This is a genomic window from Actinoplanes sp. GCM10030250 (assembly GCF_042666575.1).
GTDB lineage: Bacteria > Actinomycetota > Actinomycetes > Mycobacteriales > Micromonosporaceae > Actinoplanes.
Genome location: NZ_JBHTDO010000003.1, coordinates 309,778 through 334,182, shown reverse-complemented (window position 1 = coordinate 334,182; position 24,405 = coordinate 309,778). Strand labels below are relative to the sequence as shown.

At 70.8% G+C, this 24,405-nt stretch carries 20 protein-coding genes and 6 tRNA genes; 19 read left to right on the top strand and 7 right to left on the bottom strand.

What is annotated here, in order from left to right; translation table 11 throughout:
• Positions 1 to 8 precede the first annotated feature (8 nt).
• Positions 9 to 3,260, top strand: coding sequence for a BTAD domain-containing putative transcriptional regulator (locus ACFQV6_RS07190; protein WP_378026545.1), 3,252 nt, complete (start codon positions 9 to 11; stop codon positions 3,258 to 3,260).
• On the opposite strand, the gene ACFQV6_RS07185 is transcribed toward ACFQV6_RS07190, so the two are convergent.
• From ACFQV6_RS07185 to ACFQV6_RS07165, 5 genes are all read right to left on the bottom strand, one after another.
• Positions 3,257 to 4,018 (bottom strand): ABC transporter permease, encoded by a 762-nt coding sequence (locus tag ACFQV6_RS07185; protein WP_378026544.1) that lies wholly within the window; start codon positions 4,016 to 4,018, stop codon positions 3,257 to 3,259. The two genes, ACFQV6_RS07190 and ACFQV6_RS07185, sit on opposite strands and share 4 nt — an antisense overlap.
• The gene (locus tag ACFQV6_RS07180; RefSeq protein ID WP_378026543.1) at positions 4,015 to 4,986 is read right to left on the bottom strand and encodes an ATP-binding cassette domain-containing protein; all 972 of its coding nucleotides are present in this window, start codon (positions 4,984 to 4,986) and stop codon (positions 4,015 to 4,017) included. The genes ACFQV6_RS07185 and ACFQV6_RS07180 overlap by 4 nt, the downstream gene beginning before the upstream one ends.
• Positions 4,987 to 5,137: 151 nt before the next feature.
• A complete protein-coding gene (locus ACFQV6_RS07175) occupies positions 5,138 to 5,743 on the bottom strand; it encodes a hypothetical protein (protein WP_378026542.1) in 606 nt (201 codons plus the stop codon).
• A 51-nt stretch (positions 5,744 to 5,794) separates the two neighbouring features.
• Positions 5,795 to 7,168 (bottom strand): hypothetical protein, encoded by a 1,374-nt coding sequence (locus ACFQV6_RS07170; protein WP_378026541.1) that lies wholly within the window; start codon positions 7,166 to 7,168, stop codon positions 5,795 to 5,797.
• A gap of 145 nt (positions 7,169 to 7,313) precedes the next feature.
• Entirely contained in the window at positions 7,314 to 8,798 is a 1,485-nt protein-coding gene (locus ACFQV6_RS07165; protein WP_378026540.1) for a cation:dicarboxylate symporter family transporter, read from the bottom strand.
• A gap of 69 nt (positions 8,799 to 8,867) precedes the next feature.
• Here ACFQV6_RS07165 and ACFQV6_RS07160 point away from each other — a divergent pair, with 69 nt between their 5' ends.
• Genes ACFQV6_RS07160 through ACFQV6_RS07150 form a run of 3 tightly spaced genes read left to right on the top strand, consistent with a single transcriptional unit; the run spans position 8,868 to position 12,489 of the window.
• Positions 8,868 to 10,430 (top strand): ATP-binding protein, encoded by a 1,563-nt coding sequence (locus ACFQV6_RS07160; protein ID WP_378026539.1) that lies wholly within the window; start codon positions 8,868 to 8,870, stop codon positions 10,428 to 10,430.
• Complete coding sequence (locus ACFQV6_RS07155) at positions 10,427 to 11,140, top strand: response regulator (protein WP_378026538.1); 714 nt, start codon at positions 10,427 to 10,429, stop codon at positions 11,138 to 11,140. The genes ACFQV6_RS07160 and ACFQV6_RS07155 overlap by 4 nt, the downstream gene beginning before the upstream one ends.
• A complete protein-coding gene (locus tag ACFQV6_RS07150) occupies positions 11,137 to 12,489 on the top strand; it encodes a glucose-6-phosphate dehydrogenase (protein ID WP_378026537.1) in 1,353 nt (450 codons plus the stop codon). Before ACFQV6_RS07155 ends, ACFQV6_RS07150 begins: the two co-directional genes overlap by 4 nt.
• On the opposite strand, the gene ACFQV6_RS07145 is transcribed toward ACFQV6_RS07150, so the two are convergent.
• Positions 12,482 to 13,276, bottom strand: a complete 795-nt coding sequence (locus ACFQV6_RS07145) for a class I SAM-dependent methyltransferase (RefSeq protein ID WP_378026536.1) — start codon at positions 13,274 to 13,276, stop codon at positions 12,482 to 12,484. The two genes, ACFQV6_RS07150 and ACFQV6_RS07145, sit on opposite strands and share 8 nt — an antisense overlap.
• Before the next feature lie 44 nt (positions 13,277 to 13,320).
• Between ACFQV6_RS07145 and ACFQV6_RS07140 the strand changes: the two genes are divergently transcribed.
• The 13 genes from ACFQV6_RS07140 (at position 13,321) to ACFQV6_RS07080 (ending at position 19,820) form a co-directional block, all read left to right on the top strand.
• Entirely contained in the window at positions 13,321 to 13,929 is a 609-nt protein-coding gene (locus ACFQV6_RS07140) for a TetR/AcrR family transcriptional regulator (protein ID WP_378026535.1), read from the top strand.
• 89 nt (positions 13,930 to 14,018) lie between these two features.
• Positions 14,019 to 14,303 carry a VOC family protein gene (locus ACFQV6_RS07135; protein ID WP_378026534.1) on the top strand — a complete coding sequence of 95 codons (285 nt, stop codon included), beginning with the start codon at positions 14,019 to 14,021 and terminating at the stop codon, positions 14,301 to 14,303.
• 16 nt (positions 14,304 to 14,319) lie between these two features.
• Positions 14,320 to 15,021: an SDR family NAD(P)-dependent oxidoreductase gene (locus ACFQV6_RS07130; protein WP_378026533.1), complete on the top strand. Its 702-nt coding sequence runs from the start codon at positions 14,320 to 14,322 to the stop codon at positions 15,019 to 15,021.
• A gap of 664 nt (positions 15,022 to 15,685) precedes the next feature.
• A tRNA-Arg gene (locus ACFQV6_RS07125) sits at positions 15,686 to 15,758 on the top strand.
• 10 nt (positions 15,759 to 15,768) lie between these two features.
• Positions 15,769 to 15,842: transfer RNA gene (locus ACFQV6_RS07120), tRNA-Leu, on the top strand.
• Positions 15,843 to 15,855: 13 nt separating this feature from the next.
• Positions 15,856 to 15,928, top strand: a tRNA-Ala gene (locus ACFQV6_RS07115).
• Between the two features lie 268 nt (positions 15,929 to 16,196).
• Complete coding sequence (locus tag ACFQV6_RS07110; protein WP_378026532.1) at positions 16,197 to 16,361, top strand: hypothetical protein; 165 nt, start codon at positions 16,197 to 16,199, stop codon at positions 16,359 to 16,361.
• 8 nt (positions 16,362 to 16,369) lie between these two features.
• Positions 16,370 to 16,460: transfer RNA gene (locus tag ACFQV6_RS07105), tRNA-Ser, on the top strand.
• 6 nt (positions 16,461 to 16,466) lie between these two features.
• A tRNA-Met gene (locus tag ACFQV6_RS07100) sits at positions 16,467 to 16,543 on the top strand.
• A gap of 1 nt (position 16,544) precedes the next feature.
• Positions 16,545 to 16,617 (top strand) — tRNA-Lys (locus tag ACFQV6_RS07095).
• 150 nt (positions 16,618 to 16,767) lie between these two features.
• A complete protein-coding gene (locus ACFQV6_RS07090) occupies positions 16,768 to 17,355 on the top strand; it encodes a dihydrofolate reductase family protein (protein ID WP_378026531.1) in 588 nt (195 codons plus the stop codon).
• A gap of 150 nt (positions 17,356 to 17,505) precedes the next feature.
• Positions 17,506 to 18,258, top strand: coding sequence for a class I SAM-dependent methyltransferase (locus tag ACFQV6_RS07085; protein WP_378026530.1), 753 nt, complete (start codon positions 17,506 to 17,508; stop codon positions 18,256 to 18,258).
• A 5-nt stretch (positions 18,259 to 18,263) separates the two neighbouring features.
• Complete coding sequence (locus tag ACFQV6_RS07080; protein WP_378026529.1) at positions 18,264 to 19,820, top strand: nucleotidyl transferase AbiEii/AbiGii toxin family protein; 1,557 nt, start codon at positions 18,264 to 18,266, stop codon at positions 19,818 to 19,820.
• Between the two features lie 38 nt (positions 19,821 to 19,858).
• Here ACFQV6_RS07080 and ACFQV6_RS07075 read toward each other — a convergent pair whose 3' ends face one another.
• Positions 19,859 to 21,718, bottom strand: coding sequence for an elongation factor G (locus ACFQV6_RS07075; RefSeq protein WP_378026528.1), 1,860 nt, complete (start codon positions 21,716 to 21,718; stop codon positions 19,859 to 19,861).
• Positions 21,719 to 21,979: 261 nt separating this feature from the next.
• On the opposite strand from ACFQV6_RS07075, the gene ACFQV6_RS07070 reads away from it, so the two are divergent.
• Positions 21,980 to 22,597 (top strand): CPBP family intramembrane glutamic endopeptidase, encoded by a 618-nt coding sequence (locus tag ACFQV6_RS07070; protein WP_378026527.1) that lies wholly within the window; start codon positions 21,980 to 21,982, stop codon positions 22,595 to 22,597.
• A gap of 216 nt (positions 22,598 to 22,813) precedes the next feature.
• Positions 22,814 to 24,388 carry a DHA2 family efflux MFS transporter permease subunit gene (locus ACFQV6_RS07065; RefSeq protein ID WP_378026526.1) on the top strand — a complete coding sequence of 525 codons (1,575 nt, stop codon included), beginning with the start codon at positions 22,814 to 22,816 and terminating at the stop codon, positions 24,386 to 24,388.
• Positions 24,389 to 24,405: the final 17 nt, after the last annotated feature.

Genomic DNA, 24,405 nt, shown 5'->3' with positions numbered 1-24,405 from the left:
ATCGTCGGGTGAGCGAGCATGGGGACAGCGATCTGGAGGTCACGCTGTTCGGTGCTGTCCGGGCTCACCGCGGTGCGGTGGTGCCGATCCCCGGTGCCCGGCTGCGCGGCCTGCTCGCCCGGCTCGCCGTCGCCGGTGGGCACCCGGTCAGCGCCGGCGCCCTGATCGACGCGCTCTGGCCGGACGGCCGCCCCGCCGACCCGGTGAACGCGCTGCAGTCGCTGGTGTCGCGCCTGCGGCGGCTGCTCGGCACCGGCTGCCTGCTCCAGGTGGAGGGTGGCTACCGGCTGGCCACCGGCCCCGACAGCGTGGACACCGGCCGGTTCGAGCGGCTCGCCGCCGCCGGCCGGGATCGTCTCCGCGCCGGTGATCCGGCCGGTGCCGTCAGCCTGCTGGCCGAGGCGGCCGCGCTGAAACCCGGCCCGGTCGCACCGGAGCTGGCCCAGGTCGCCCCGGCGCACGCCACCCGGCTGGCGCAGGCTGTCGTCGAGGCCACCGCCGACCTGGCCGAGGCGGAGCTGGCCCTCGGGCACGCCGAGCAGGCCACCGCGCGGCTGGCCGGGCCGGTCGCCGAGCATCCGCTGAACGAGCGGCTGGCGGCCCTGCTGATCGACTGTCTCGCCGCGCAGGGGCGGCAGGCCGAGGCCCTCGCCGTCTACGAGCGGATCCGCGAGAAACTCGCCGACGAGCTGGGTGCTGATCCGGGCGCGGCACTGCGGGAACGACATCTCCGGCTGTTGAGAAGTGCTCCGGTCGTACCGGAGAAAAGCGACGGCCCGCCGCCGACGAACCTGCCCGCACCACTGACCAGCTTCGTCGGTCGCGACGACGACCTCGCCCGGGTGAACGCGCTGCTCGGCGACGGCCGGCTGGTGACCGTGCTGGGACCGGGCGGCGCCGGCAAGACCCGGCTCGCGCTGGAGGCGGCCCGGCGGCGCGGCGGCGCCTACCGCGACGGCACCTGGCTCGTTGATCTGGCGTCGGTGACCGAACCGGCGAAGGTGGCCGCGGCGGTGGTGACGGCTGCCGGGCTGCGCGGTTCGGCGATGTTCGAACCCTCACGGCAGGTGCGCATGGACGGCCGCGACGAACTGGAGATCCTCACCGACCATCTCACCGGCCGGGAGACGCTGCTCGTCGTCGACAACTGTGAGCACCTGATCGACGCGGTCGCCCATCTCACGAGCGCGCTGCTGATGCGCTGTCCACGCCTGTGGGTGCTGGCCACCAGCCGGGAGCCGCTCGCGGTCGACGGCGAGTCCCTCGTACCCCTCGGTCCGCTCGGTCTCCCCGACGCGGACGCCGAACCGGCGACGGCGGCCCGGGCACCCGCGGTCCGGCTCTTCGCGGCGCGCGCCGCTGCCGTCCGGCCCGGCTTCACCGTCGACGCCGGCACCGCGCCCGACATCGTGCGGATCGTCCGCGGTCTCGACGGCCTGCCGCTGGCCCTCGAACTCGCCGCGGCCCGGCTGCGCACGCTCACCCTGCCCGAGCTGGCCGACGGGCTGTCCGACCGGTTCCGGCTGCTCACCACCGGCAGCCGCACCGCGCAGCCCCGGCACCGCACGCTGGGCGCGGTGATCGCCTGGAGCTGGAACCTGCTTGCCGACGACGAGCGGACCCTCGCCGAGCGCATCGCCGTGCTGCCCGGCGGCGTGACCACCGGCTCGGCCGCCGCGCTCAGCGCCGGAGCGGTCCCGGCCGGCCGGATCCCGGACCTGCTCGCCGCCCTGGTCGACCGCTCCCTGCTCCAGCTCGCCCCGGACGGCGGCCGCTACCGGATGCTCGAGTCCCTCCGCGAGTACGGCATCGAGCGTCTCGCCGAGCAGGGCATCCTGGCCGAGGTCCGCGATCTGGCCGCCCGCCACCTCGCCGACCTCGTCACCGGTTATGACGCCCAGCTGCGCACTCCCCGCCAGCTCGCCGCCCTGCGGATGCTGCGCGCCGAGTACGACAACGCCCTCGCCGCGCTGCGCCACCTCTGCGACCGCGGCGACGCACCGGCCGCCCTCGGCCTCGCGCTGGATCTCGCCTGGTACTGGCAGATGTTCGGCCGGCACGCCGACGCCGCCTACTGGCTGGGCGCCGCGCTCGCCGTCCCCGGTGAGACCGACGCCGTCCTGGCCGACTGCGCGGAGGCGGTCCTCGTCCTCAACCGCACCGGCACCGAACCGGCGCTGATGACCGAGACCGCGAACCAGCGCCGTGACCGGCTCCGTGCCCTCGCCGCGCGCCTCGCCGCCCACCCGGCGCTGCCCGGCCCGGCGGGGGCCATCGCCGCGGTCGTGCTGTTCATCGCCGAGGAGACCGAGGCCGCGCACGAGCGCATCGCCCAGCTGATCAGCGGCCCGGACCTCTGGCTGGCCTCCCTCGCGCACATGTTCCGGGCGCAGCTCGCCGAGAACGCCGGCGACCTGCCCCAGCTCAGCCAGGACGCGACCGACGCCCTCGACGGGTTCCGGGCGATCGGCGACCGCTGGGGCCAGGCGACAGTGCTGCCGCTGCGCGCCCTGGTCCGCCAGTACGACGGCGACCTCGACGGTGCGCTCGCCGACCTGGCCGCCGCCCGGGCGCTGGCCGGCGAGTTCGGCTCACTGGACCTGGCCGACGAGATCTTCATCGACCTGCGCTGGGCCGACCTGCACCTGCGGCGCGGCGAGCCGGCCGAGGCGTCCCGGTCGGTCGCCCGGGCCCGGGAACGCGCCGACCGGTCCGCGACCCGCGAGCTGGTCCTGCTGGTGGACGCCCTCGAAGCCGGGATGATGATCTACCTCGGCGAACTCGACCGGGCCGAGGAGCTGCTGACCCGCGCGGGCGCCGAGCTGGGCAGCGACGGGATGGTGCTGATGGGCGGCGACCACGGCACCGCCATCGTCGGCGTGATGCGTGCCGCGCTCGCGTTGCGCAGGGGAGACGGGGAGACGGCGGAGAAGGCGCTGGCGATGGCCTATCCGGCGGCCGTGGACACCCACGACATGCCGATCCTGGCGATGGTCGCGGTGGCCGGCGCCGGGCTGGCCGCACTGCGGGGACGACACCGCGACGCCGCCGTGCTGCTCGGTGCGGCCGCCCGGCTGCGGGGCTCGCACGATCACACCGACCTCAACGTGCTCGAGGTGACGAGGATGACCCGCGGGGAGCTGGACGACGAGGCGTTCGGTGAGGCCTACTCGGCGGGCTGGACCATGGACGCGCAAGCCGCGCAGAGTCGCGTCGACCCCGCGCGGCTCATCCAGCCGTCCCTTCCCAGCGGTTCCTAGGCGCGCCTTGCGTAAGCGCGCAGGGCCAGGGGGACGAACACCACGAGCAGGCCGGCCATCCAGAGCAGGGTGACGATCAGGTGCTCGGCGACCGGGCCGCCGACGAGCAGGCCGCGGATTGTGCCGACCAGCGGTGTCATCGGGTTGACCTGCACGAACGCCTGCAGCCAGCCGGGCAGCGTGTCGGTCTCCACGAACACGTTGCTGCCGAAGGTCAGCGGCAGGACCAGCAGGAACATGATTCCCTGCACGGCGCCCGAGGTGCGGGCCAGCATGCCGACCCACACCGAGATCCAGCAGAAGCAGAGCCCGAACCCGATCGACAGCGCGACCGCCGCCACTGCCGGGACCGCTCCGGTCTCGACCCGGAAACCCATCACGCTGCCGAACGCCAGCATCACCACGCAGACCGTCAGATAGCGGACCACGTCGGCCAGGACGGCACCGACGAGCGGCGCCGACCGGGAGATCGGCAGTGATCGGAAGCGGTCGAAGACGCCCTTCTCGATGTCGGCGTTGAGGTTCTGGCCGAGTGCGACGCCGCCCATCGCGAGCGACTGCGCCAGCATGCCGGGCAGGAGGAACTGCAGGTAGGCGTGCCGGTCGCCGTCACCGATGGCTCCGCCGAAGAGGTAGGTGAAGAGCAGCAGGAAGATCACCGGCTGGATGGTCACGTCGATGAGCGCCTCAGGCGTACGGATGGTCTTGATCAGGCTGCGGTGAGCCAGCGCCGCGCTGTGTCGTGCGATCGCGGTCATACCAGTTCCTCGGCCTTCTTCTTGCCGGTCAGCGTGTGGAAAACCTCGTCGAGGCTGGGCAGGTGCAGTGCCATCTCGGTGACCTCGACGCCGTCGCGCCGGAGCTCCAGGACCACGTCGGCGAGTGCCGCGTCGCCTGTCACCGGCACCGACGCGGTGCCCGGCCGGCTGCCCGCCGCCTCGTCCTTCGCGGCCGTCGTCCCCGGGGCGGCCACCGCGTCGAGCACCCGCAGCACGTCCGGCAGGCGCTCCGGATCGGCCGGGCGCACCCGCAGCGTCTGGCCACCCACCCGGCGCTTCAAGCCGTCCGGCGTGTCGTGCGCGATCACCCGACCGTGATCGACGACCACGATCTCGTCGGCGAGGGCGTCCGCCTCCTCCAGGTACTGCGTGGTCAGCAGCACGCTGGCACCCCGCGCCACCTGCGTGCGGACCACACCCCACATGTCCTCGCGCTTGGCCGGGTCGAGCCCGGTCGTCGGCTCGTCCAGGAAGATCACCTCGGGACGGCCGACGAGGCTCGCGGCCAGGTCGAGGCGGCGGCGCATGCCACCGGAATACGTCTTGGCCGGCCGCTGGGCGGCTTCGCTCAGATCGAACCAATCGAGCAGCTCACCGGCCCGCCGCCGCGCGTCCTTGGTGCTCAGGTCCAGCAATTTTCCGATCAACACCAGATTTTGTACGCCGGTCAGATCCTCGTCGACGGACGCGTACTGCCCGGTCAGCCCGATCTTGCGGCGCACCTGCTGCGGGTGCTCGAGCACGTCGATGCCGGCGACGACGGCCCGGCCCTCGTCGGGTTTGAGCAGGGTCGCCAGCACGCGCACGGCGGTGGTCTTCCCCGCGCCGTTCGGCCCGAGCATGCCGAGCACGGTTCCCCGGCGCATGGCCAGGTCCACGCCGTCGAGCGCCTGCGTCGTACCGAAGCGTTTGCGCAGCCCTTCGGCGCGCACCACCAGATCTTCCACGATGTCGCATTCCCCTCCGTGTGCGGCCGGGCGCGGTGGCGCGCGGCCTCGACGTCGAGGTTGCCGGTGGACGCTGGCACGGCCCGCACACGCCGCTGTCACGGCCGGGCGCGGACCGGGGCGCTGCTGTCAGGGCGCTGCCAGGTTCTTCTCAGTGCTTGATCAACGCCAGTTTCTTCACGCCGGCGGTGACGATCGTGCGGAACTCGGCCTCGTCGTTCTCCTCGTTCGGGGTCAGCGCGAACAGCGCGCACACGTCGCCGGCGGCCACCACGGCGACGACCACCCGTACCGGGCTGTCCTTGCCCTCCTTGACCGACATGTCAAAAGCGGTCGACGCGTCACCGAACTCGGCGAGCGGGAACGCCTTCGTCGTGAATGAGGTGTTGCCCTTCTCGAAGACCGGGCACCGTCCGGGGATCGCCGCCGCGTCCTTGACGGCGTCCCGGGCAGCGCCCGCACCGGTCGCGATGATCGTCATGGTGATCATGGAGCCGTCGGTGTCCAGGAAGAACTCGTTCGTCGTGTTGACCGTGGGGCCGTCCGGTACCGCCGGTTCGGGGCATCGGGGCGTGCTCTCGCCGAGCGACGTCTCGACGGGGACCGCGGGGAAGGCGATCTCGTAGGGTTTCGGCAGGTCGGATTGGGTGAGCAGGCCCTTCTCCAGCTGGCCGGCGGTGGGTACGTCGGCCAGGGCCGGACTGCCCTGGCCGAGAATCGCGGCAACCACGGCCGCTGCGGCAAGAATCCGTTTCATCCGTTCACGGTAAGTAGACAATCCGCGCATTTCCGGCCAACGGGCGACTGTTCACGAGTTGACGTCGAAGATCCTCGTCATCGCGGCCGACATGATCTCGTCGATCTTCTCCGCGCTGGTGCCGGGGGTGACCGTCACTCGGATGTCGGTGTACCAGTCGCGGTAGAGGATGACCGCCCTCGCCACCGCGGGTGTGCCCGGATAGCGGATGCCGACCACGGAGATGTCGGTGGCGGGAACCTGCTGTTCGGCGGCCGTGCGCCGCACGCCGGACTTGTCGGTGATCGCCGGGCAGTCGGAGAGCCGCTTCCTGATGGCGTCGACGATGCCCGGGGAGCCGAGCGATCCGACCGCCATCCTGATCGTGGCCTCACTGTTGCCCACGGCGAACGACCGCTGGACCGCCGTTCCCCGGGGGTCGAAGCGTTGCAGCTTGCCGGTGCAGTCGTATTCAGCGAACCAGTCCGTGCCGCTGCCCGCTGTGCTGTTGCCCGCTGTGCCGTTGCCGACTGTGCCGTTGCTGACTGTGCCGCTGCCCGCTGTGCCGCTGGCCACTGTGCCGTCGGTGACCATGCGATAGCCCTTGGGCAGGTCGGTCACACCGATCAGGCCGCGCTTCAGCTCCGCGACGGGCGTCGGGTCGTTGATCTTCTTGAGCGCCTTCACTCCCGCCTTGATGATCTTGATGAAGCGGGCCTGGTTCTTCGCGGCGGCACCCTCCTCCCGGAAGACCGCTGAGGCGTTGCCGTACGCGACGGCCACCGCGTGTTCGCGCGCCGGAGCCTGGTTGCCGGACCGGGTGACCGTGATCAGTCCCGCCGAGGTCTGGCCGAGCGCGGGCAGCGGCAAACGGGTGTACCTGGTGGTGAAGCCGCCCTGGGTGACGACCGGGCACTTGGCGGGCGCGGCGGCCACGTCGCCGATCGTCTGGCGGGCCTGGTCAGCACCGGTGGCCTTGATGTCGACGGTGATCATGCTGCCGTCCGTGTGGCGAAAAATGCGCGAGGCGGTGGTGATGGACCCCCAGATCGTGGTCGGCGGTCCTCCGGTGCACAGGGAGGATCCGAAGATCTCCGAACCGGTCTGCGATGTCGCGGTCTCACCGGCGAACGTGTAGCCCTCCGGCAGGTCGGATCTGGTCAGCAGCCCTCGGGCCAGCTGAGCCGAGGTGAAGTATTCGTCGCCGAGCGGCGGCGACGCGGCCGGCACCGGGACGAGGCGCCCGGCGGGCCCGTCGACGCGGGCGGTCCCGATGGCGCCGGTTGACCCGTCGACCCGGGCGGGCCCGTCGACCCGGGCGGGCCCGTCGACCCGGGCGGACCCGTCGACGGTCGCGGCTGCCGTTCCGGCCACGGCCAGGGCGGCGAGCAGGACCGGGGCGGTGAGCGAGACGGCAACGACCGGGCGAAGACGGAACCTGGGCATCCGTTCACCGTAGGTATGTCCCGGCCGCCGCTGAGGAAGAACGGCCAACATGAAGCCGCGCGGGAGTGGCGCTGAGGCGGCAGCGGACATGAAGCCGCCCCGCCGCGCGACTGGGGAAGCGTGGCGGGGCGGGGCTCCGGAGCGATCAAGATGACGGCGTGGTCGTCCCGGCGGCTGGCGCGGTGGCGGACGGAGCGGTGGCGGACGGAGCGGTGGCGGACGGAGCGGTGGCGGACGGAGCGGTGGCGGACGGAGCGGTGGCGGACGGCGTGGTGGAGGCGCCGATCGGTTGTGGGGCGGGTTCGCGGAGTTCGGCGGGGCCGTGGTCGTCGACCATGGTGGCCTCGTCGAAGGGGTCGGCGCCGCTGAGGACCCGGTTGGCGCGTTCCCGGTCGAATTCGCGGGTCCAGACGCCGACGAGGACTGTGGCTACCGCGTTGCCGGCGAAGTTGGTCAGGGCGCGGGCCTCGGACATGAAGCGGTCGATGCCCACGATCAGGCCTACGCCGTCGACCAGGTCGGGGCGGTGGCTCTGGAGGCCGCCGGCGAGGGTGGCCAGGCCTGCCCCGGTCACGCCGGCCGCACCCTTCGACGCGATGATCATGAAGAGCAGGAGGGAGATCTGTTCGCTGACCGACAGCGGGTCGCCCATCGCCTGCGCCACGAACAGGGACGCCATGGTGAGGTAGATGGCCGTTCCGTCCAGGTTGAACGAGTAGCCGGTCGGCACCGTGATGCCGACGACCGGGCGGGAGACGCCGACGTGCACCATCTTCGCGATCAGGCGGGGGAACGCCGACTCCGACGACGACGTGGAGACGATCAGCAGGAACTCCCGGCCGAGGTAGCGCAGCAGGGTGAAGATGTTGATCCGGGCCACCAGCCAGAGGATCGTGCCGAGCACGGCGAAGACGAAGATCGCGCAGGTCAGGTAGAAGCCGAGCATGATCTGCGCGAGGCTGACGAGCGCGTCGGTGCCGGTGGCGCCGACCACCGCGGCGATGGCGCCGAACGCGCCGATCGGTGCCAGCCACATGATCATGGCGAGGACGCGGAAGACCAGGTGCTGGAAGGTGCCGATCGCTCGCAGGACCGGCTCGGAGCGGGTGCCCATGGTCTGCAGGGCGAAGCCGACCAGCAGCGCGACGAGCAGGGTCTGCAGCACGCTGTCGCCGGCCAGCGGTGAGACCAGGGTGGTCGGGATGATGCCGAGCAGGAACTCGGCGGTGCTCTCGGAGGCGGTGTCGCCGACCGCCTTCTGGCCGGCCTCGGCCGCCGCGGCGTCCAGATGGATGCCGGAACCCGGGTGGATCAGGTTGCCGACGACCAGTCCGATGGCGAGGGCCGCTGTGGACATCACGAGGAAGTAGCCGAGGGCCAGGCCGCCGACCTTGCCGACCTTGGCGGCCTGCCGGATCGATCCGACACCGAGGACGATGGTGCAGAAGATGACCGGACTGATCATCATCGAGATCAGGTCGACGAAACCGGTGCCGATCGGGCGCAGCTCGACGGCGAACTCGGGGGCGAGCAGGCCGACGGCGATGCCGAGCAGGACGGCCACGACGACCGCCGGGTACAGGTAGCGGATGCGGTCCTTCTTGACCGGCGGGGCGGGAGCGGTTTCCATGACGTGAATGTGGCCTGGGTCTCACGCCGGATCACCATTGCGTTCATTCTGTTCACCCGAAGGATGTCAATGTCCGCTATGTCCGGCAACTGGAGCATCGCGCGGCAGCTCTTCGCGCTCCAGGTTCTGGTCGTGACGCTGCTGGTCGCGGCCTGCACCACCGGCGCGGTCCTGCTGGCCCGCGATGACGCCCACCGCGCCGCGGTCGAGGAGGTGACCGCTGTCGCCGAGGCCATCGCGCTCTCGCCGGCGGTCGTCGAGGCGCTGCACGCCGACGATCCGAGTCCGCTGCTACAGCCCTACGCCGAGGCCACCCGGCACGCCACCGGCACCGACTTCGTCGTGGTGATGGCGCCCGACCGGACCCGGTACACGCATCCCACCATCGAGCTGATCGGTAAGCCGTTCGCCGGAAACGTGGACGAGGCGCTCGCCGGTGGCGTCGTCGTCGAGGAGTATCGGGGAAGTTTGGGCGACTCCGTTCGTACCGTCGTGGCGGTTGTCGAACCTGGGACCGTGACCGTCATCGGCCTGGTCTCCGTCGGCATCACCACCGCGAAGATCAACCGCAACCTGCTCGCCCAGGTCCCGGCCGTCGCCGGCGCCACCGGCGCCGCCCTCCTGCTGGCCGCGGCCGGCGCCTGGCTGCTCAGCCGCCGCCTGCGCCGGCAGACCCACGGCCTCGGACCGGCGGAGATGACCAGGATGTTCGAGTATTACGACGCGGTACTGCACGCCGTCCGGGAAGGGCTGGTGGTGGTGGACCGCGACGGCCGGGTCGAGTTGATCAACGATGAGGGCAGGCGGCTGCTCGGTGTGCCCGCTGACGGTCCGGCCCACCTGCCGCCCGAGGTGGCCGGTCTGATCACCGAGCAGCGGCCGACCGTGGACGAGCCGGTGCTGGTCGGTGATCGGGTGCTTGTCGCGAGCCGCCGGGAGACCCGGTTCGAGGGCCGGACGCTGGGTTCGGTGCTCACCCTGCGCGATCACACCGAGCTGCGGGCGCTCACCGGCGAGCTGGACTCGGTGCGAGGCCTGACCGAGGCGCTGCGAGCGCAGGCGCACGAGGCGGCGAACCGGCTGCACACTGTGCTGACCATGGTGGAGCTCGGGCGTACCGAAGAGGCTCTGCGGCTCGGCACCGCCGAGCTGGCCCTGGCCCAGGAGCTCACCGACCAGGTGGTGGGTGCCCTGCACGAGCCGGCGCTCGCGGCGCTGCTGCTCGGCAAGTCGGCGCAGGCGAGCGAGCGCGGTGTGGAGCTGACGATCGAGGAGGACTCGCGGATCGACGGTGAGCCGCTGCCGGGCCGCGACCTGCTGACAGTGGTCGGCAACCTGGTCGACAACGCGCTCGAGGCGGTGGCCGGCCGCGAGCCGCCGCGCCGGGTCCGGGTCCTGGTACGGCACGCGGACGGCGAGGTGCTGGTCAGGGTCACCGACAACGGTCCGGGCCTGAGCCCGGAGCAGGCCGCCGACGCCTTCCGGCGCGGCTGGTCGAGCAAAGGCGCGGGTCGCGGCGTCGGGTTGTCGCTGGTGCGGCAGGTGGCCGAGAGGTACGGGGGAAGCTACGCGATCACCCCGGCACCCAGCGGTGGAGCGGTTCTCACCGTCCGGCTGCCGGTGCCGGCGTGACAGCGCCCCCGCCCGGCATCCGGGTCCTGGTGGTGGACGACGAGCCGCTGATCGCCGACGCGCACCGGGTGTTCACCGAGAGGATCGGCGGGTTCCGGGTCGTCGGGGTGTCGCACACCGCCCAGGAGGCGATGACCAGGCTCCGCGCCGAACCCGTCGACCTGGTCCTGCTCGACCTGAACCTGCCGGACAAGCACGGCCTGGAGATCGTCCGGGCGCTGCGGGCGGCCGGCAGCGGCACCGACGTCCTGGCCGTCACGTCCAACCGGGACATCGACATGATCCGCCAGGCGGTGGCCCTCGGCGTGACCCACTACCTGCTGAAACCGTTCACCTTCGCGGTGTTCCGCGACAAGCTCGACAGGTACGCGTCATACCGCAGCCAGCTGCTCGAAGCCGGCGAGGTCGCCGCGCAGCACGAGGTGGACCGCGTCTTCGCCACGCTCCGCGGCGCCCCGCCGGACACCCTGCCGAAAGGTCTGGACCGCAGCACCTTCGACCTGATCCTGGGCGCGTTGCGGGACGCCGCCCCGGCCGGGCTCTCGGCGACCGAGGTGGCCGGGCGTACCGGAACGTCGCGGGTGACCGCCCGGCGCTATCTGGAGCACCTGGCCGACGCCGGCCGGGTGTGGCGCAGCCCCCGATACGGCGGACCCGGCCGCCCCGAGGTCGAGTACCGCCCGGCCCCGCCGGGTATCCACGGTCCATGACGGACCAGACTCTGATCATCCTGGGGGCGAGCGGCGACCTGACCGCCCGCCTGCTGCTGCCCGGCCTCGGCGCGCTGCTCGCCGCCGGCCACGTCCCCGGCCTGACGCTGATCGGCGCCGCGCGCGAGGACTGGGACGACGAGCAGTGGCGCAAGCGGGTGGCCGACTCGTTCGGTGCCGGTGTCGCCACCGATGTCGTCGCGCGGACCCGCTACCTGGGCGCGGACGTGACCCAGGCCGGCGATCTGCGGCGGATCCTCGGTGAGGCGAGCGGCCAGGTGGCGATCTTCTTCGCGCTGCCGCCGGCCGTGACCGCCCGCACCTGCGACGCCCTGCGCGAGGTGGATCTGCCGGAGGGCACCCGCCTGGTGCTGGAGAAGCCGTTCGGCATCGACGGCGACGCGGCGGCGGCGCTGAACGTGGTCCTCGCCGAGCTGGCACCGGAGGAGCGGATCCACCGGGTGGACCACTTCCTCGGCAAGTCCACAGTCCTCAACCTCCTGGGCCTGCGGTTCGCCAACCGGATCTTCGAGCCGCTGCTGACCTCCGAGCACGTGGCGTCGGTCGACATCGTCTTCGACGAGGCCCTGGCGCTGGAGGGCCGGGCCGGTTACTACGACCACGCCGGTGCCCTCGCCGACATGATCCAGAGTCACCTGCTGCAGATCCTGGCGATGCTCGCCATGGAGGCGCCGGTCACGCTGACCGCCGGGGAGTTCCGCGACCGCAAGGCCGACGTGCTGCGGGCCACCCGCCTCTGGGACCCCGACCCGGCGGTCAGCAGCCGCCGGGCGCGATACACGTCCGGTCAGATCGAAAAACGCAAACTTCCGGCGTACGCCGACGAGCCCGGCGTCGAACCGGATCGTGGCACCGAGACCCTCGCCGAACTGGTCCTCTCGGTCGACACGTGGCGCTGGGCCGGTGTGCCGTTCCGGCTGCGCTCCGGCAAGGCGATCGGCAGCAGCCGCAAGGAAGCGGTGATCACCTTCAAGCGGCCGCCCCGGATCCCGGACGGCCTGCACGGCTGCGACCAGCAGGACCGGTTGCGGATCGGCTTCGGCCCGGACCGGCTGAGCCTGGACTTCAACATCAACGGGCCGGGTGACCCGTTCGAGCTGGACCCGGTGAGCCTGGCCGCCGACTTCGGGCCGGGCGACCTGCCCCCGTACGGCGAGGTGCTGCGCGGCGTCTTCGACAACGACCCGACCCTGTCGGTGCGGGGAGACACGGCCGAGCACTGCTGGCGCATCGTCGAGCCGGTCGTGATGGCCTGGCGGGCCGGTCAGGTGCCGCTGCTCGAATATCCCGCCGGCAGTTCCGGGCCGGAGGACTCCCTGCTCACCTGACGGCCACGACGGCCACGACGGCCATCGTGGAGTAACGGACGACGAAGGTGCCGCCGAGCGAGTCGGCGGCGGCGCCGACGGCGTGCAGCACCTCGGCCAGCGGCTCGGGTGCGAGCCGGGTCAGCACGCCGGAGGTCGGCAGCTGGTCCAGCCATTCGTCCCGGGAGTACCGCCGCTCCCAGTCGAACCGCCAGCGCTCCGGTTCACCGAACCCGGCCTCCCTGATGCCGTCCTCGGCCCTCGCGAGCAGGGGCTGGTGACCGTCCGGGCCGGGGGTGCGGGAGAGGTCGAAAGGCAGGTCCGGCATGACCCGCCGCAGCGACTCCCCGAGCCCGGCCGTCACCTCGGCGGGCGGCTGCGGTACGTGCCAGAACGCGGCGAGGAGGCCGCCCGGGCGCAGGACGCCGGCCGCCTTGGCCGCGCCGGCGACCGGGTCGATCCAGTGCCAGGAGGTCCCGGCGACGACCGCGTCGAACCGGCGCCCGGCCGGATCCCAGTCCTCGAACGCCGACACGTCGACCTCGAGACCGTCGTCGCGCGCCCATCCGGCCATCCGGGCGTCCGGCTCGATGCCGAGGACGCGGCAGCCGGCCGCCCGGAACTGGCGGGCCGCGGTGCCGGTGCCGCATCCGGCGTCGGCGACGTCCCGGCCGGGTGCGGCGGCGACGATCCGGTCGACGAGGGCCTGCGGGTAGGGCGGGCGGGTGCGGTCGTAGCGCCCGGGGTCGACGCCGAAGGACTCCGCCATCCGCCGCTGCTGGTGTGGTTCGCTCGGTAGAGTGGGCATGTGCCCACCATAGTGGGCAAGTGCCCATTTGGGGAGGGGAAGCTTTGACGCCGACCGGTGTCGCCCTGCGTGACGTGCGCGAACAGCTCTTCGACGCGGCCGACCGAATCCTGCTCCGGGACGGGCCGACCGGCCTGACCAGCCGTGCGGTCACCACCGAGGCGGGCGTCGCGAAGGGCGTGCTGCACCGGCACTTCGCCGACTTCGACGCGTTCCTGGCCGACTACGTGATGGCCCGCGTGCACCGGATGGACGCCGAGGCGGCGGCACTGCGGGAGGCCGCCGGGACGGGCGAGGTGGCCGGCAACGTCGCGGCCTCGCTGACCGCGGTCTTCGAGTCGGTAGCGGTGGCGATCGTCCCGCTGATCACGTTCCGGGACGAGTTGCGGGCACGACTGCGGCAGACGTGGCCGGCGGGTGTACCGGTGCTCACCGAGGCCGCCGAGATGATCGGGCGATACCTCGCGGAGGAGCAGCGGCTCGGCCGTGTCGCGGCGGGGGCCGACGTGGAGACGCTCGCGGCTGTGCTGATCGGAAGCGGGCATCTGCTGTACGCCGACCGTACCGGCGCCCGGCCCGAACCGGCGGCGGTCCGGCACATGGTGTCCACGGTCATCGGCGGGGTCACGACCATCGTCGCTGACGATCGCTGACATATTCACGAACGATTTCCGCGGTGTCGCGGCCCCTGATTGGCTGCTTCCACGTCTTCCTCCGCCCTCAAGGAGACCGGGAGCCGCCCATGAGCACCGCGCGCCTCGACCACATCGGGCTCAACGTGGCCGACCTGGCCGCCGCCGAGACCTGGTACTGCGCCGCCTTCGGCCTGCGTACCGAACTGCGGCTGCGGGTGGAGGGCAACCTCGTGGAGCCTGTTGATCGGGCCGGGCCGTCGCGGATCTTCGCCGGGTATGGACGGTGGACGGGTTGCCGCCGCTCAACGTCAATCCGTGGGAGGCGTCGCTCAATGTCGATCCGTGGGAGGCGCCGCTCAATGTCGATTCGCGGGAGGCGTCGTGAGGTGTGAGGGCAAGGTTGTGGTGGTGACCGGGGCGGCTCGGGGGCAGGGTGCCGCTGAGGTGGCCCTGTTGCGTGCCGAGGGTGCTGTCGTGATCGCCACCGACGTTCTTCCCGCGGACGGGGTGCGTCATCTGGACGTCGCGTCGCTGGCTGACTGGGAGCGGCTCGCTTCCGAGCTTCGGGCCGAGTTCGGGCGGGTCGACGCGCTGGTGAACAACGCGGGGGTGGCGGGGCGGGATCGCCTGCCGGCCATCGACGTCGAGGCTTGGGAGCGGACATTCGCCATCAACGTCACCGGCCCGATGTACGGGATGAAAACGTTGGTTCCACTCATGTCGCCCGGGTCGTCGATCGTGAACATCTGCTCGGTGGCGGCGGTTTCGGGTCACGCGGCGGCTCCCTACACGGCCAGCAAGTGGGCACTGCGCGGGCTCAGCCGCAGCGCGTCGCTCGAACTCGGTGTGCGGGGGATCCGGGTCAACGCGGTGATGCCGGGCCTCATCGACACGCCGTTGATGGAGTCGGCTCCCCAGGCCTTCTTCGACGCCGCCCTGCCCGAAATCCCCCTCGGCCGTATCGGCACCCCCGCCGACGTGGCACCCCTGATCGTCTACCTGGTCTCCGACGAGTCCACCTACGTCAACGGAGCCGAGATCGTGGTCGACGGCGGGCTCACCGCCCACGTCTCCCACAAATCCATAGCCGACGCCACCCGCCCGTCCTGACCCGCGCCCCACCTGGGTAGTTCGGCCCGCGCGTCATCGGCTTCCACCTACGGTCACCCACGCGAGCGGGGATGGATCGGGGGGCAGGGATGGCCATGCAGGGCGGGCAGCCTGACGGGCACAACAGCAGGTTCGACTTCTGTCCCTGCCCTCAAATACCGCGTGCGTTCGAGGCAGCGTGTGGGCGCACACGTAAGCCGTCCGTGTGCGCCTACACAGGTCATAGGCCACAGGCCATAGGCCCAGCCAGATCGCACGCAACCCCAGCGTGTGCGCCTATGACGGCGGCTCATCCACCGGCTTGACGAATCAGCTGGCTCCCATAGGTGTTTCGCCCCGTGCCGACTTAATCGATTGCCGCTTTCGGTGGCGCCGCCTAACTTGGTCAACAACACCGACCGCGCCGAGGAATTCGGCCGAAGGGAAAGGAGCAGGCCGTGTCGCGTCAATCCATGATCAGCATTCGCCGGAGCCTCGCCCTCGGCAAGATGAGCGCGGCCGCGATGCTCCGCAGCCGAAAGCCGCACAGGTGGCGCGATTGACCGGACCCGTCCGGTGATCGTCGCGCCGTCCTTCCGATCCGGAACGGGCGGCGTTTTCTGTACCCGTTCTTTGAGAACTCCACAGCGGATCGCACAAGACGTGGGCCCACCGGGTCCACCATGTCCCCGTAGCTCAGCGGATAGAGCACCGGATTACGGATCCGGGTGTCGAAAGTTCGAATCTTTCCGGAGACGCGTCAGATTCGCCCTCGTGGCCCAACAGGCAGAGGCACCAGGCCGAGGACCTGGACGGTGCGCGTTCGACTCGCGCCGAGGGCACGCAGTGCCACACGGGCTCGTAGCTCATCTGGTAGAGCGCCCGCCTTGCAAGCGGGAGGCGGCCGGTTCGACCCCGGCCGGGTCCACATCGCCTCACTTCGATCCTTTCAGATGATCACCAAGAGTGCCATGCTGGTGGCTCAAAGTGGGGGACCCGTGTTCGACGAGGACGAGTTCTGACGGCGATGCGGTCAGCGTCGGTGGAGATGGCACGCCAGATCTGAAGCCGGGCACGGCCTGGACAGCCAGCGGTGCGCTGTTCGACTGGACCCTGGAATTCCTCATCGAACGGCTGTCGGCGCCCGAGGCTGTCGCCCACCTGCAAGAGATCGTCGACAACAACCTGGGATCGCTGTGGCTCGCCGAGCTTGCGCCGAAGCCCGCAGCCAAGCCGTCGCCCAGTTGCGGGACCATCTCGTCGAAGCCGGCGAGCGGGAACTTCCCGAGGGCGAGCAGAAGGCGGACGTGATCCGTCATCTGCGGACGCTTGCCGCGATGGCCGGCGGTCTCGGTTCGTAATAATTCTTGGAGGGCTGGCCGAGTGGCCGAAGGCGGCGGATTGCTAATCCGCAGCAGCGGCTCATGCCACTGCCGGGAGTTCGAATCTCCCGCTCTCCGCAACGTGTCGCCGTAGCTCAGGAGGCGAGAGCGCCGCCCTCATAAGGCGGAGGCCGGTGGTTCGAACCCACTCGGCGACACCACGTGCCGCTAGCTCAATTGGTAGAGCTGCTGACTCTTAATCAGTAGGTTCGGGGTTCGACTCCCCGGCGGCGCACTTGCAGGGTGGAGGAGTTCAGAGCGCCGCACTGTGGATCCTTCAGGTCGCTCGGTTTTAAGCCGGCCGGTCACCCTTTGCGTCAAACACTTGCCTGATGTGCCTGTGACGTACCAACCTGCGGGGGAGAATCGCTTCAGGAGGTACATCATGGGCAAGGTTGTGGCCGCCCTGTCCATGTCGCTGGACGGGTTCGTCGCCGATGAGAACGACGGGGTGGCGGAGCTGTTCGGGTGGTATGAGAACGGGGATGTCGAGGTTCCGAGTGCTGATCCGCGGTGGACGTTCCATGTGACCGAGGCGAGCGCGCGGTTCCTGCGCCCGGCTCTGACTCAGTGCGGGGCGCTGGTCTGCGGGCGGCGGCTGTTCGACCACACCGATGGGTGGGGTGGGCGGCATCCGGCCGGCTGTCCGGTGTTCGTGGTGAGCCACACCGTGCCGCCGGGGTGGCCGCGGGAGGAGTCGGCGACCACGTTCTACCCGGATCCGATGGCCGCGATCGAGGCTGCGCAGGCGGTGGCGGGGGACCGCGATGTGGCCGTCTCCACGCCGACGCTGGCCCGGCAATACCTGGATGCCGGCCTGATCGACGAGATCACCGTGTCGCTGGTTCCGGTGCTGCTCGGTGAGGGCATCAGCTTCTTCGACGGCCTGACTGTCGCGCCGGTCCGTCTCGCCGACCCCGAGGTGATCGAGGGCCGTGGCGTCACGCACCTCACCTACCAGGTCATCCGGTAGGCGAGACCTGGTCAAGAACCCGCGTCGATCTTGGGTAATGGGCCACCCCGGGGCGTGGTCAATCATCCAAGATCGCGGGGAACCGGGGCGAGGCGTGCGAGGAGTGGGATGGGAGAGGAAAAGCTTTGACGGTAACGGCAGCATGACTATGTGCGTGGATATCAGGAACTGATCGACGAGGCGGCGGCCGCGGACGTGTCCGGCTGGGATTTCGGCTGGCTGGAGGGGCGGGCGACCGAGGAACGGCCCCCGTGGGCGTACGCGAAGATGCTCGCCGCACGCCTGCCCGGCGCCGGGTCCGCGCTCGACCTGGACACCGGCGGCGGGGAGATCGTGGCGGAGATGCCGGCTCTGCCGGCGCGGATGGTGGTCACCGAGGGGTGGCGGCCGAACGCGGAACGCGCCCGCGAGCTGCTGGAGCCGCGCGGGGTCGAGGTGGTGTACGTGCCGCAGGGGCGGGCGCTGCCGTTCGCCGCGGGGACGTTCGACCTGGTGACGAGCAGGCATCCGGTCGATCCGGCGTGGGGGGAGATCGCCCGGGTGCTGCGGGACGGCGGGATCTATCTGGGGCAGCATGTGGGGCCCGCGTCGGCGTACACATTGATTGAGTTCTTTCTCGGACCCCTGCCCCGGCAGGAGCTGGACCGTGACCCGGAGCGTGAGGTGATGGCGGCGAAGGCCGCCGGGCTGGAGCTGGTGGAGGTGCGGACCGCGCGCTGCCGGATGGAGTTGTTCGACGTCGGCGCGGTCGTTTACCTGCTGCGCAAATGCGTCTGGTGGGTGCCCGATTTCAGTGTGGACGGATATCAGGAGCAGCTGCGGCGGATGGACGCGCACATCCGGGAACACGGGAGCTTCGTCGCACAATCCACTCGCACTTTGATCGAACTCAGGAAACGATGAGTGCCATGATCAGCGGTACGTTCGAAACCCACATCACCGTGATGGATCATGACGCCGAGGGGCTCGCGATCTTCGCTGAGAAATACGGCGTCACGTTCCTCTACATCGAGCTGGACCGGGGAGCGACCCGTTTCCAGCCGATGCTCACCCTGCACGGCGCCGGCACCCTGCGGGAACAGCGATCCATGGTGGACAAGTGGTGTGAATGGCTGCGCGCGGCGGGAATGAGCCCGGTGCGCACCAAGATCGAGGCGACGCCGTGGTCCGAAGGGGTGCCGGAGCGGGACAGCGACGCCCTGCGGGAGCCGGAGAGCCGCTATTTCGAGCACCACATCAAGCTGCGGCTGCCGTCGGCGAGCGTGGCCGCGCTGCTCACGGTGACCGACCTGGTGGCGCCGCACGGTGCGCGGCTGTCCCGCAACGCCCGCCGCAAGGACACCGGCGGGACCGAGGTGCGGTTCGTCAACCAGCGCTGCCACCGGGTCGGGCGGCTCAGCGCGAGCCATCGGCTGCACCAACTGCTGGACGACCTGCGGAGCGCGGGGCAGGACATCGTCTCGGTGGAGCAGGAGTATGTGGCGTACGACAGCCACCTCGACCTGGACCATGGATGGCTCGACCAGCAGCCGGTGCGGCGGGACAGCTGGGAGGACCGGCGGGAGACCCGTGCGCGGACCGAGCGGCCGGGTGCGGCGGGTTATCCCGCGACCTATCAGCCGCTGGCCAAGGGGCGGGGCGTGACGCAGCGCGGGGCTTTCGATCCGGCGCTCAAGCAGTACGAGAACGCGTACACGGCGGGGGAGCCGGTGTTCCGCGACGCGGCGGCGGGCGGGCGCTGGCAGCAGGCGCGGCGTGCGGCGATGGCGCATCTGCTGGCGGTGATCGCCGGCACCCGATGGGCGGAGCATCTGGTGCTGCGGGGCAGCGTCACGATGGCCGCCTGGGTCGGTGACGCCGCGCGGGAGCCGGGCGACCTGGACTTCGTCGTCACTCCGGCAACGATGCCGGCTGACAGCGCGCAGGGCCGGGAACTGCTCGCGGACATCGTGGCGGCGGTGCTGGACGCGCCGGGTGCCGGCCTGCGGCCCGAGCAGACCGCGCACTCCGAGATCTGGACGTACGAGCGTGCGGAGGGCCGCCGCCTGGTCATCCCGTTCTCGGCAGCGGACACCCCCGATGGCACCGTGCAGATCGACTTCGTGTTCGGCGAGGAACTGCCGATCCCGCCGGAGCCGATCGAGGTGCTGGGCACCGTCGTGTGGGCCGCGACCGCCGAGCTGTCGCTGGCCTGGAAACTCCAGTGGCTGGCCACCGACTCCTACCCGCAGGGCAAGGACCTGTACGACGCGGTGCTCCTCGCCGAGCACACGACTGTCGACTTCGGGCTGGTCCGTGAGCTGATGCGGGAGGAGCTGGGCGCGGCGGCCGACCGGTTCACCGCCGAGACGGTGTTCTCCTGGGACGGCATCGACTGGCCGAACTTCGCCGACGTCTGCCCGGGGATCGAGGGCACCGCGGAACAGTGGCTGCGACGGCTGGCAGTGGGCCTCGACCGCCGCTGACGCGGGCCCGGTGCGAGAACACCGGGCCCGCGAAAGCATCAGGCGGCCGGGCGGTAACCGGCCGGGCGGCTGGTGAACGTGCCCCGGCCGCTCGTCCGGCTGCGCAGCCTCGTCGCGTACCCGAACAGTTCAGCCAGCGGAACTATGGCCGTCACAGCCCGTACCCCCGAGTCGGTGACCTGACCGCGCCGCGCGGCAAGATCGCCCAGCACCGCGCCGAGGGCGTCGGACGGCGCGGTCACCGTGACCTCCGCGACCGGCTCGAGCACCTGGAGTGTGGCCGCGCCCAGCGCGGCCCGCAGGCCGAAGCGGCCCGCCGCGCGGAACGCCATCTCGGACGAGTCCTTGACGTGCGTCTGCCCGTCGGTGAGCGTGACGCGCAGCCCGACCACCGGATGACCGCCGAGCGGACCGGCCGACAGCGCCTCCCGGCAGCCCGCCTCGACCGCCCGGGCGAACTCCGCCGGAACCCGCCCGCCGGTCACCGTGGAGGCGAACTCGAAGCCGGTGCCCGCGAGCGGCTCGACATCCAGCACGACGTGCGCGAACTGGCCCGCGCCGCCGTCCTGCTTGACGTGCCGGAACACCACGCCGGTGACGCCGCGCACGACCGTCTCCCGGTAGGCCACCTGCGGCCGCCCGGTGCTCAGCTGCAGGCCGGTCGCCTGGCGCAGCTTCTCCACCGAGACCTCCAGGTGCAGCTCACCGAGACCGGAGAGCAGGGTCTGACCGGTTTCCGCGTCCGTGCGTACGGTCAGCGAGGGATCCTCCTCGACAAGCGCGGCCAGCGCGCCCGGCAGTCGCAGCGCCTCGAGGCGCGTGCGTGCCTCGACCGCGACCGAGACCAGCGGCTCGGCCACCCGCGGGGCTTCGAGCAGCACCGGCCGTTCCTTGACGGAGAACGTGGTGCCGGTCCGGGCCGCTTTCACCCCGGCGACGGCGACGATGTCGCCGGCCACCGCGCGGTCGATGTCCGTGTGCCGGTCGGCCTGCACGCGGAGGATGCGCGAGATTCTTTCGGTACGGCCGGAGCCGGCGTCCCACACGGTGTCCCCCTTCGTGATCGTGCCGTCGTAGACGCGCAGGTAGGTGAGCCGTTCCCGGCGTTTGAACACGAGTGCCGCCAGATCCCTGCCCGGATCGCCGGTCGGTCCGGGCAGGTAGTCGACCACCGCGTCGAGCAGCTGCCGAACTCCGATGTCCCGGAAGGCGGAGCCGCACAGGACGACGACGGCCTGGCTGGTCAGGGTCAGGTCGCGCAGCGCGCCTTTCAGCGTCGTGTCGGAGATGCCGCCCAGTTCCTCCAGGGCGCCCGGATGCAGTTCGGCGACGGCCTCCTCCAGCCGGCGCCGCGCTTCGGCGAACTCCGGTGGTGGCTGCGTGACCAGGTCGGCCACGCCGGAGAAGTCGCCCTCCCGGCCGATCGGCACCTGCACCACGAGCGGAACGACCTCCAGGCGGTCCCGGATCGAGGCCACCGCGGCGTCCAGGTCGGCGCCGGCCCGGTCGAGCTTGTTGACGAAGGCGATCCGCGGAACCCCGTAGCGGTCGGCCTTGCGCCACACCGCCTCGGACTGCGGCTCGACACCGGCGACACCGTCGAACACCGCGACCGCGCCGTCGAGGACACGCAGCGAGCGCTCCACCTCGTCGGAGAAGTCGACGTGACCCGGTGTGTCGATCAGGTTCAGCCGATGGTCGTTCCAGTCGCAGCTGACCGCCGCCGAGAAGATGGTGATGCCACGGTCGCGCTCCTGCGGGTCGAAATCGGTCACGGTGTTGCCGTCGTCCACCCGCCCGGTCTTGTAGGTGGCACCGGTGGTGAACAGGATCCGCTCGGTCAGTGTGGTCTTGCCGGCGTCGACGTGGGCGAGGATGCCGAGATTACGGACACGCATTGTCGTTTTCTTTCGTGCTGATCGGACGGCGGACGGCGCCCACCCGCCACGCTTGTCACTGAAGACAGCGTGGTCAGGAACGTCCAGCCCCGGTGGCGCAGCCGGAGCTGGGCGCACGGGACACGAGGATCAGCTCGAAACGCGACACCGGGATGACGACGGCGGTGCGGTAGCGCACGGCGGTCCCTCCCTCCTGGTCGCGATGATCTTCTCGAGGTTACGAACCCGGCCCGAACCTGTCGATCGATTTATCGTGGTGGCATGGCGATCGTGGTCACGCTCCTGGTGATGGCCGCGTTCCGCGCCTGGACCCTGACCGGGCCGCGCCGCACGCAGCCCATCGTCGGACCGCTTGCAGCGGCCATCCTGGTCGCCCTTTCCGGGCTCACTCCCGCTGAGGTGGGGCTCGTTCTCACCGGCTGGGGGTACGGCGTGAGCTGTGCCCTTCTGATCGGATTCGGGTACACGGTCGCTCTGCTGATCCCGGCGGCGCGGCGCGCCCTGTCCGCCGGCTCGTACCCGCGGCCCGTCTGCAGCGCCCTGGTCGGGGTGCCCCTGGCCACGGTGACCTTCGAAGAGGTGGCGTTCCGCGGTGTGCTCTGGGCACTGATCGCTAGCGACCACGGCCCGGTCTGGGCCACCGCCGTCACCGCAGTCATCTTCGGTCTCTGGCACCTGGCACCCGATCCGGGTTCGCTCCCAGTAGTGGCGTTCACCACGCTCGCGGGTGGCGTCCTGGGTGTCCTGAGGCAGCTCTCCGGCGGCCTCATCGCGCCGTTCCTGGTCCATTGGACCGCCAATGGCCTGGGCATTCTCGTTTCGGCGGCGGTGTCCCGATCCGGTCGCGACGAGCCCGGGGAGCCTGCCGACCCTCGGTAAAAGGGGCGGTGGGCGTGGAGTGAGCTGACTAGGCTCACGGCGATGCACCCCGGCGTTCGCCGAGGCCACGACAATTGTCGGGGCCACAACGTTCGCCGAGGTCACGAAGGGGGAGTCGGCGCACCGTCCGGATGCGTCACGACCCGTAGTTCTGCCGCGTGTGTCCCATACGCGGCCGCTTGGCGTTTTCCGCCAGCTCTTTCAGGAGATTTCGCTGTGAGCAGTCAATCCGCGGCGGCACCCGCCAAGCTGGACGCCGCCGTCCTCAAGGTCGCCGGGGTCGTGGTCCTCGGCGCGATCATGTCGATCCTCGACATCACCGTCGTCAGCGTCGCCCTTCCCACCTTCCAGGTCGAGTTCAACGCCTCGTACGCCGAGGTCGCCTGGACGATGACGGCATACACGCTGGCCCTCGCCACGGTCATCCCGCTCACCGGGTGGGCGGCCGACCGGTTCGGCACCAAACGCCTCTACATGACGGCGCTCCTGCTCTTCACGCTCGGCTCGGTGCTCTGCGCCACCGCCGACAACATCGGCCAGCTCGTCGCCTACCGGGTGCTCCAGGGCCTCGGCGGCGGCATGCTCATGCCGCTCGGCATGACGATCATGACCCGGGCCGCCGGCCCGGACCGGATCGGCCGGCTCATGGCCGTGCTCGGCATCCCGATGCTGCTCGGCCCGATCGGCGGCCCGATCCTCGGCGGCTGGCTGATCGACGCGGCCAGCTGGCACTGGATCTTCCTGATCAACCTGCCGATCGGCATCATCGCGCTGGTCTACGCCCAGTTCGTCCTGCCGAAGGACAGCCCGGAACCGTCCGAGTCGTTCGACTTCATCGGCATGCTGATGCTCTCGCCCGGCCTCGCCCTCTTCCTGTACGGCGTCTCGTCACTGCCCGAGACCGGCACCATGTCCGACAACAAGGTGTGGCTGCCGATGCTCGTCGGCGGTCTCCTCGTGATCGGCTTCGTCTTCTACTCGTTCAAGCCGAAACACCCGCTGCTCGACCTGCGCCTGCTGCGCAACCGGAACCTGACCGTCGCGTCGGTCACGCTCGCCGTGTTCACCGTCGCGTTCATGGGCGCCGGCCTGCTCTTCCCGAGCTACTTCCTGCAGGTGCGCGGTGAGACGACGCTCGACGCCGGCCTGCTGATGGCACCGCAGGGCATCGGCGCCATGGTCACCATGCCGATCGCCGGCATCCTCGCCGACAAGATCCCGGTCGGCCGGACCGTGCCGTTCGCGCTGCTCCTCATCGCCGCCGGCTTCTTCACCTTCACCCAGGTCGGCACCGACACGTCCTACGTGCTGCTCTGCGGCTCGCTGTTCGTGATGGGCCTCGGCATGGGCGGCACCATGATGCCGATCATGACGTCGGCGCTGCGAACCCTCACCAACCACGAGGTGGCCCGCGGCTCCACCCTGCTGAACATCCTCCAGCAGATCGCCGGCTCCGTCGGCTCCGCGATCATGTCGGTCATCCTCACCAGCAACCTCAACGACTCGGCCGTCGTCCCCGGCATGACCTCACCGGACGGCGCCCCGATCACCGAGGCCGGCCTGGCCATCGCCGCCCAGCGCGACCCGGCGATCGCCGCCCAGGTCCCGGACCCGAGCATCCTGGAGCGGGGCCTGCAGTTCGTCGCGGACTCGTTCGCGGCGACGTTCATGGTGGGCTTCGTGCTGGTGCTGCTGACGCTGATCCCGGCGTTCTTCCTTCCTCGCAAGCGGGAGCAGTCGCACCTGCTCGACGACGAGGGCAGCCGTCCGGCGGCGGTTCCGCTGCACTGAGCTGTTGGTTTGTGCGG

Bases quoted from the DNA above. Each gene is read 5' to 3' on its own strand.
- ACFQV6_RS07165 (WP_378026540.1), bottom strand. From the start codon at position 8,798: ATGGAAACCGCTCCCGCCCCGCCGGTCAAGAAGGACCGCATCCGCTAC.
- ACFQV6_RS07070 (WP_378026527.1), top strand. From the start codon at position 21,980: ATGGCGATCGTGGTCACGCTCCTGGTGATGGCCGCGTTCCGCGCCTGG.
- ACFQV6_RS07170 (WP_378026541.1), bottom strand. From the start codon at position 7,168: ATGCCCAGGTTCCGTCTTCGCCCGGTCGTTGCCGTCTCGCTCACCGCC.
- ACFQV6_RS07150 (WP_378026537.1), top strand. From the start codon at position 11,137: ATGACGGACCAGACTCTGATCATCCTGGGGGCGAGCGGCGACCTGACC.
- ACFQV6_RS07080 (WP_378026529.1), top strand. From the start codon at position 18,264: ATGATCAGCGGTACGTTCGAAACCCACATCACCGTGATGGATCATGAC.
- ACFQV6_RS07185 (WP_378026544.1), bottom strand. From the start codon at position 4,018: ATGACCGCGATCGCACGACACAGCGCGGCGCTGGCTCACCGCAGCCTG.
- ACFQV6_RS07175 (WP_378026542.1), bottom strand. From the start codon at position 5,743: ATGAAACGGATTCTTGCCGCAGCGGCCGTGGTTGCCGCGATTCTCGGC.
- ACFQV6_RS07135 (WP_378026534.1), top strand. From the start codon at position 14,019: ATGAGCACCGCGCGCCTCGACCACATCGGGCTCAACGTGGCCGACCTG.
- ACFQV6_RS07160 (WP_378026539.1), top strand. From the start codon at position 8,868: ATGTCCGCTATGTCCGGCAACTGGAGCATCGCGCGGCAGCTCTTCGCG.
- ACFQV6_RS07090 (WP_378026531.1), top strand. From the start codon at position 16,768: ATGGGCAAGGTTGTGGCCGCCCTGTCCATGTCGCTGGACGGGTTCGTC.
- ACFQV6_RS07145 (WP_378026536.1), bottom strand. From the start codon at position 13,276: ATGCCCACTCTACCGAGCGAACCACACCAGCAGCGGCGGATGGCGGAG.
- ACFQV6_RS07075 (WP_378026528.1), bottom strand. From the start codon at position 21,718: ATGCGTGTCCGTAATCTCGGCATCCTCGCCCACGTCGACGCCGGCAAG.